This window comes from uncultured Georgenia sp., from assembly GCF_937958535.1.
Classification (GTDB): domain Bacteria; phylum Actinomycetota; class Actinomycetes; order Actinomycetales; family Actinomycetaceae; genus Oceanitalea.
On sequence record NZ_CALGNQ010000025.1, the window covers coordinates 1 to 5,793 of the forward strand.

Below are 5,793 nucleotides of genomic sequence, written 5' to 3' on the forward strand. Positions count from 1 at the left end.
GGCGAGGCGCGGGCGGCGACGGTCGAGGAGAACCAGGGCGTGTTCACCGGCATCTTCACCGGGTCGCCCGAGGCCGACCAGACGATCCGCGACGCCCACGTCGTGCCCTCCGGCAACGAGGCGTTCGACCAGGTCATCCAGACCTACTACGAGGTCGTCGAGTACGGGCAGTCCTTCGGCGCCTCGCCCGTGGGGCAGGAGATCACCAACGAGCTGACCAACGCCATGACGGCGGCGCTGCTCGGGGACAAGACGGCCGAGCAGGCGCTCGCAGACGCCCAGGCGACCGTCATTCGCGCTTACGAGAACGTCACCGACTGACGACGTCGCGCACCGGTGCGGGCCCGCCGAGCCCGCACCGGGGCAGCGGGGTGGGGGCCGTGCCGGGGCTGCGGCACGGCGCCGAGGGCCCCGCGGTCTTGCACGCGGCGGTGGGTGGCCGCGCCAAGGTCTCGCACGCGGCGCCGGGGGCGTGTCATCCTCGGGCCATGACCACCACCGGACCTCTCGCCCTGCACCGTCACGGGCCGGCCGCGGGCCTCCCGCTCGTCCTGCTCCACGGCTTCCCGCTCGACGCGCGGATGTGGGACGACGTCGTTGCCCGCCTCTCCGACCTGCCCGTCATCACGCTCGACGCCCCCGGCTTCGGGGACTCACCGGCACCGGACGAGGTCGCGGCAGCCGTCGGCCGGGACCCCGCGCCCTCGCTGGAGACCTCCGCCGACGCCGTCGCGGCCACGCTGCGCGCCGCCGGCGTCGAGCGCGCCGTCGTCGCCGGTCTGTCGATGGGCGGGTACGTCACGCTCGCCCTGGCCGAGCGCCACCGTGGCCTGCTCGCCGCCGTGGGCCTGCTGGACACGAACGCCGAGGAGGACACCGAGGAGGCCCGCGCCACGCGGCTCCGGGTCGCCGAGGAGGCCGAGCGCACCGGGGCGGACGCCGTCGCCGGCATGGTCGACTCGGTGCTCGGGGAGACGACGCTGGCCGAGCGGCCGGACGTCGTCGCCCGGATGCGCGGCTGGATCGGCGAGGCGCCGGCCGAGGGGATCGCGTGGACCCAGCGCGCCATGGCCGCCCGGCCCGCCCGGATGTCCGCCCTGGAGGACCTCGAGGTCCCCGGCCTCGTGCTGCGTGGCGCCGAGGACTCCCGCAGCCCGCAGGCGTCCGCAGAGCGCATGGCGCGGGCGCTGGGCGGGGCGGCCGAGCTCGTCGTCGTCCCGCGCGTGGGGCACATGAGCGCGGTCGAGGACCCGGACGCGGTCGCCGACGCGCTGCGGCGACTCCACGCCTCGGTCGCCTGAACGCGCCCGGCCCCGGCTCGAGGGCGCGGCGCCGCGGCCGGGGACGCTGGGCGCGGTCGGGGATCCGGGTGGTCATGTCACGCCGGGAGATGCGCCCAGCGAGCCGGACCTACGACCGGGCGTCCGGCGGGGGAGAAGCGCCGGCGCCCCGCTCGCGCCAGCCGGGCAGGAGCCGCTCGAGGGCGACGGGCAGGTCGACCGACTCCCCGTCCTTCCCTCCAGCGCCGAGGACCATCGGCGGCGGTGCCGGCCGCAGCGTGACGCCGCGCAGCCGATCCACGAGTCCGAGCGGGCCGGTGAGGACGTAGAACTCACCCGTGGTGCTCAGCCCCGCGCTGCGGTCGGTGCGCAGGTACCAGCCGGTGACGTCGCTGCGGGCGGTGGTCCGGCCGTCGTACCCGCGGACGCGCAGTTGCTCGGGCGGGAGCCGGTGGCGCGCGACGGCGGCGAACTCCCGGAGCAGGTGGCCGGCGCGCGCGTGCTCGGCCTCCTGCCGCCGGCGCAACCGGTCGGCGTGGACCGCGGCTGCCTCCCGGCGTCGCCGGGCCCACTCCTCCTCGTCCACCGCACCAGCGTAGGGCGCGGGGCACCGCGCCACCGACGGGTGGGCGCCGAGCCGGGCGCTCGGCCGCCGGGGTGACCCCTCAGCCACGCGGACCGTCGTCCCGGCCCTCACGGAGACTGCGGCGGCCGGCGCGGGCAGGGGGAGCGGCGTCGGACCGGTCGCCGGTGCCCGCGGCGACGTCGGCCTCCGGGTGGTCCCTCTCTCGCCCGCGACCGGTGCGGTCCGCGCCGGCCTGCGCCTCGCGCTCTCGACCGGCGGGGTCCGCAACGGCGTCCGCGTCCTGGGTGCGGCCGTGGGACAGCCGCAGCGCCCGGCCGCGCTCGACGTCGTCCCGACGCTGCTGCTCCTTCTTCTCCGCCGCCCGGGTGTCGCGCGGCGGCAGCTGGATCGACTCCTCGGCCTCGATACCCGCCTGCAGCTGGCGGCCGCGTTCCAGCTCGGCGTCGAACTCCGCGCCGAAGAGCAGCGCGAGGTTCATGATCCACAGCCACAGGAGGAAGACGATGACGCCGCCGAGCGCTCCGTAGGTCTCGTTGTAGCTGCCGAAGTTCGCGACGTAGAAGCCGAAGCCGGCGGTGGCGAGCGCGGCGACGACGATGGCGATGACCGCGCCGGTGCTGATCCAGCGGAACTTCGGCTGCTTGACGTTGGGTGCGGCGTAGTAGAGCAGCGCGATGATGACGACGACGATGACGAGCAGCACCGGCCACTTGGCGATACCCCACACGGTGACCGCGGTGGAGCCGAGGCCGACGAGGTCGCCCACCGCCTGGGCCACCGGACCGCTGACGACGAGGATGACCACGGCGACGGCGACGAGCAGGAGCAGCACGAGGGTGAGCAGGTAGGTCCACGGGCGCAGCTTCCACACGGGCCGGCCCTCGGGGATCTCGTAGATCGTGTTCATCGCCTTGGCGAAGCCGGTGACGTAGTTCGACGCCGTCCACAGCGCCACGAGGAGACCGACGACGAGACCGATCCCGGGCGCGCCGACGTTCGTCACGCTGTCGATGATCGGCTCGAGCTGCGCCGCGGTGTCCTCAGGCAGGGTGTCCTGGACCAGCGTCGTGATCTGGCTCGTCCCCTGTTCGCCCTGGCCGACGAGGGCGAGGATCGAGGCGAGGGCGATGAGCGCGGGGAACAGGGACAACACCGCGTAGTACGTCAGACCGGCGGCCAGCGTGGTGCAGTCGTCCCGGACGAACTCCCGGACCGTCTTGCGCAGCACGTACATCCACGACGGCTTGCGGATGTCGGTGGGGGAGTCGGGCTTGCGCGGGTGGTCGGGATCCGGGCGGTCGGTGCGGTCGGTGCGGTCGGTCATCGTCTCTCCTGTGGTCGAGCCGTGAGTGCAGCGTGAGCGCCGGGTACCCCCTGCGCAACCGGGGAAGACCCGCCCGGAGCGGAGGCCACCCGCCCGAGGACGGGCGGGAGGCCGACCACACCGAGGAGAGCGTCCTGCGCGGCGCCCGGGGCCGCCACGGACGCGGCCACGACAGCGAGGCCGGGGTCCGGCTGCGCAGCACCCCGGCGCCTCCCGACCTGAGTGGGGAGAACACCTGCGTCCGTACTGCGGCGGGGGCCCGAGGACCGGTCCGTGGCTCTCGTACCGTGGGACCCATGAGCAGCTCCGTCCTCATCCGTGCCGCCCAGCAGGCCGACGCCGACGCCCTTGCCGCCTTCCACGTCCGCTGCTGGCGGGAGACCTACGGCGACGCCGTGCCCGAGGACGTCTACACCCGGCTGGAGGCCCAGGGCCCGCAGCAGTGGCGGCAGCGGCTCACCGACCCGCAGGACAGCGCGACCTGGCTGGCCGTGGAGCGGGACACCGGTGACGTCGCCGGTTTCTCCACCGCCGTGGCGACCGGCCCCGGCGACGTGCGACCGTTGCTCCTCGCCTCGCTCTACGTCGACGAGCGGCACCAGGGCCAGGGGCTCGGGCGCGCGCTGCTCGAGCACGCGGTCGGGGACGCGCCCGCCTACCTGTGGGTGTGGGAGGACAACGAGCGTGCCCAGCGCTTCTACGAGCGCAACGGATTCCGGCTCGACGGCGCTCGCCGGGTCGAGGAGCAGTGGGGCGGTATCGCCGACCTCCGGATGGTCCGCTGACCGCGTCCCGAAGGCTGACCAGGCCCAGGGGCCGACGGGCTCACAGGATGCCGACCCGCCCCGGGGAGCGGGTCAGGAGAGCACGGCGATCCCGTAGCCGGCGAAGAGCACCAGGTGGCAGGCGCCGTGCACGGCCGTCACCCGCGGCGCGAGGAACGACGTCGCGGTCAGCAGCAGGCTCGCCCCCAGGAGCAGGAGGTTCGCCGGTGACTCGGCCAGCACCACCGGCCGGCCCGTGAGTGCACCGATGAGGAGCACGGACGGGATGGTCAACCCCACGGTGGAGACCAGCGCGCCGTGGCACAGGTTGCTCACCCGCTGCACCTCGCCCTGCAGCGCCGCTCGGACGGAGGTGATCGACTCCGGCAGGAAGACGATCATCGCGATGAGCACCCCGGCCAGCGCGACCGGCGCGCCCACCCGGCCCAGGCCGTCGTCCAGCAGCGCCGCCATCTCGTGGGAGAGGAGGACGATCGGCAGTGCCGTGGCGACCAGCAGGCCGAGCCTCAGGAGCACCTCGCTGCGGTGCGTGGCGAGCACGGTGCGGATCGGGGGCGCCGGTCCCCCCTCGTCCGCGGCGCCGGTGACCGCCTCCGGCGTGTCGACCTCCCGGAAGCTGCGCGCCTGCGGACCCATCTGCCGGACGAGGAAGAAGGCGTAGAGGGCGACGGTGAGCACGACGACCGGGACGGTCTGTGCCGCGGTGTAGGAGCCGCCGCGACCGACCACGGCGGGCAGCGCGAAGGCCAGCGACACGAGGACGACGAGCATCGCGAGGTAGGCCGAGGTACCGGCGCGGTTCGGGGTGAGGTCGCCGTGCCGCAGGCCGCCGACGAGGAGGCACAGCCCGACGACGGCGTTGAGGATGATCATCGAGACGGCCATCACCGAGTCCCGGCCGATGGTGGTGTGGTCGCCCGGGCCGAGCATGACGGCCGAGATGAGGACGACCTCGATGACGACGATCGACAGCGTGAGGACGAGGGAGCCGTAGGGGTCCCCGAGCCGGCGGGCCAGGTGCTCGGCCTCGTGCACGACGCCGAAGGCGCACACGAGGATCACCGCGACGACGACCGCCAGCGCGCCGACGAGGAGCGGGCCGGGGACCGGGGGAGCGAGCAGGTCGCCGGTGAGGGCGAGCCCCGCCACAGCGGCCCAGCCGAGCAGCAGCCGGGCGAGCGCGCGTGGCGTGAGGATGGACCGGAGATTCATGGACGGGTTGCGCCCTGTTCTACGAGGCCGTCCCCGTACCGCCGGAAACCGCTCGGGTCGTCCCGCGCGGGTCTGTCACGCTGCCGCCGAGGCTACCCGACGGCGAGCGGCGGGGCCGGTGAGCCTCCTCACCGGCCCCGCCGCCGGGACGGCGAGGTGCCGGGGTGCCGCGATGCCGGGCAGCTGCTGTGACGGACAGCGCGGCGGGGGCGAGGGACAGCAGGTCGGTCAGCGCTCGTCCTCGACGGGAGGGATGACCGCCGTCTCACCGGAGACGGGCTCGATGACCTCGGTGCGGGCCTCCTCCTCGGCGGTCGGTCGCGACCCGTGCGCCCCGCCCGGGCCCTTGGCACCGGACTTCCCGCCCCGGCCCTGCCTGCCCTTCCGGGGACCGCCCTTCGCGGAGGTCCGCCCGGCGGGATCGTCGTCCGCGGCGTCGGCCGCCGGAGCGGTCCCGGCCGCGGCGCCCTCGTCTCCCGCAGGGCTGTCCGCCGTCGCGGAGCCGGCCTCACCCGCGGCGTCGCCCTCGCCGGCGTCGCCCTCGCCGGCGGAGATGGGATGTATTTTTTGGTGGAAGCTTTATCTTGGGATGCAGTAGAAATTTTG

The 5,793-nt window shown here is 74.7% G+C and carries 5 protein-coding genes and 1 pseudogene; 3 read left to right on the plus strand and 3 right to left on the minus strand.

What is annotated here, in order from left to right:
• Both Q0195_RS01145 and Q0195_RS01150 read left to right on the plus strand, forming a co-directional pair.
• A pseudogene (locus Q0195_RS01145) lies at positions 1 to 321 on the plus strand (sugar ABC transporter substrate-binding protein); the annotation flags it as partial.
• Between the two features lie 167 nt (positions 322 to 488).
• On the plus strand, positions 489 to 1,301 hold the full coding sequence (locus tag Q0195_RS01150; protein ID WP_299273423.1) for an alpha/beta hydrolase: 813 nt from the start codon (positions 489 to 491) through the stop codon (positions 1,299 to 1,301).
• Between the two features lie 109 nt (positions 1,302 to 1,410).
• On the opposite strand, the gene Q0195_RS01155 is transcribed toward Q0195_RS01150, so the two are convergent.
• Both Q0195_RS01155 and Q0195_RS01160 read right to left on the minus strand, forming a co-directional pair.
• Positions 1,411 to 1,866: a hypothetical protein gene (locus tag Q0195_RS01155; RefSeq protein WP_299273426.1), complete on the minus strand. Its 456-nt coding sequence runs from the start codon at positions 1,864 to 1,866 to the stop codon at positions 1,411 to 1,413.
• A gap of 79 nt (positions 1,867 to 1,945) precedes the next feature.
• Positions 1,946 to 3,190: a YhjD/YihY/BrkB family envelope integrity protein gene (locus Q0195_RS01160; protein ID WP_299273429.1), complete on the minus strand. Its 1,245-nt coding sequence runs from the start codon at positions 3,188 to 3,190 to the stop codon at positions 1,946 to 1,948.
• A gap of 296 nt (positions 3,191 to 3,486) precedes the next feature.
• Between Q0195_RS01160 and Q0195_RS01165 the strand changes: the two genes are divergently transcribed.
• The gene (locus Q0195_RS01165; RefSeq protein WP_299273432.1) at positions 3,487 to 3,975 is read left to right on the plus strand and encodes a GNAT family N-acetyltransferase; all 489 of its coding nucleotides are present in this window, start codon (positions 3,487 to 3,489) and stop codon (positions 3,973 to 3,975) included.
• A gap of 72 nt (positions 3,976 to 4,047) precedes the next feature.
• Here Q0195_RS01165 and Q0195_RS01170 read toward each other — a convergent pair whose 3' ends face one another.
• Entirely contained in the window at positions 4,048 to 5,187 is a 1,140-nt protein-coding gene (locus Q0195_RS01170; RefSeq protein ID WP_299273435.1) for a calcium:proton antiporter, read from the minus strand.
• Positions 5,188 to 5,793 lie beyond the last annotated feature (606 nt).

Coding starts and splice junctions, on each gene's coding strand:
- Q0195_RS01150 (WP_299273423.1), top strand. CDS start 489: ATGACCACCACCGGACCTCTCGCCCTGCACCGTCACGGGCCGGCCGCG.
- Q0195_RS01160 (WP_299273429.1), bottom strand. CDS start 3,190: ATGACCGACCGCACCGACCGCACCGACCGCCCGGATCCCGACCACCCG.
- Q0195_RS01165 (WP_299273432.1), top strand. CDS start 3,487: ATGAGCAGCTCCGTCCTCATCCGTGCCGCCCAGCAGGCCGACGCCGAC.
- Q0195_RS01170 (WP_299273435.1), bottom strand. CDS start 5,187: ATGAATCTCCGGTCCATCCTCACGCCACGCGCGCTCGCCCGGCTGCTG.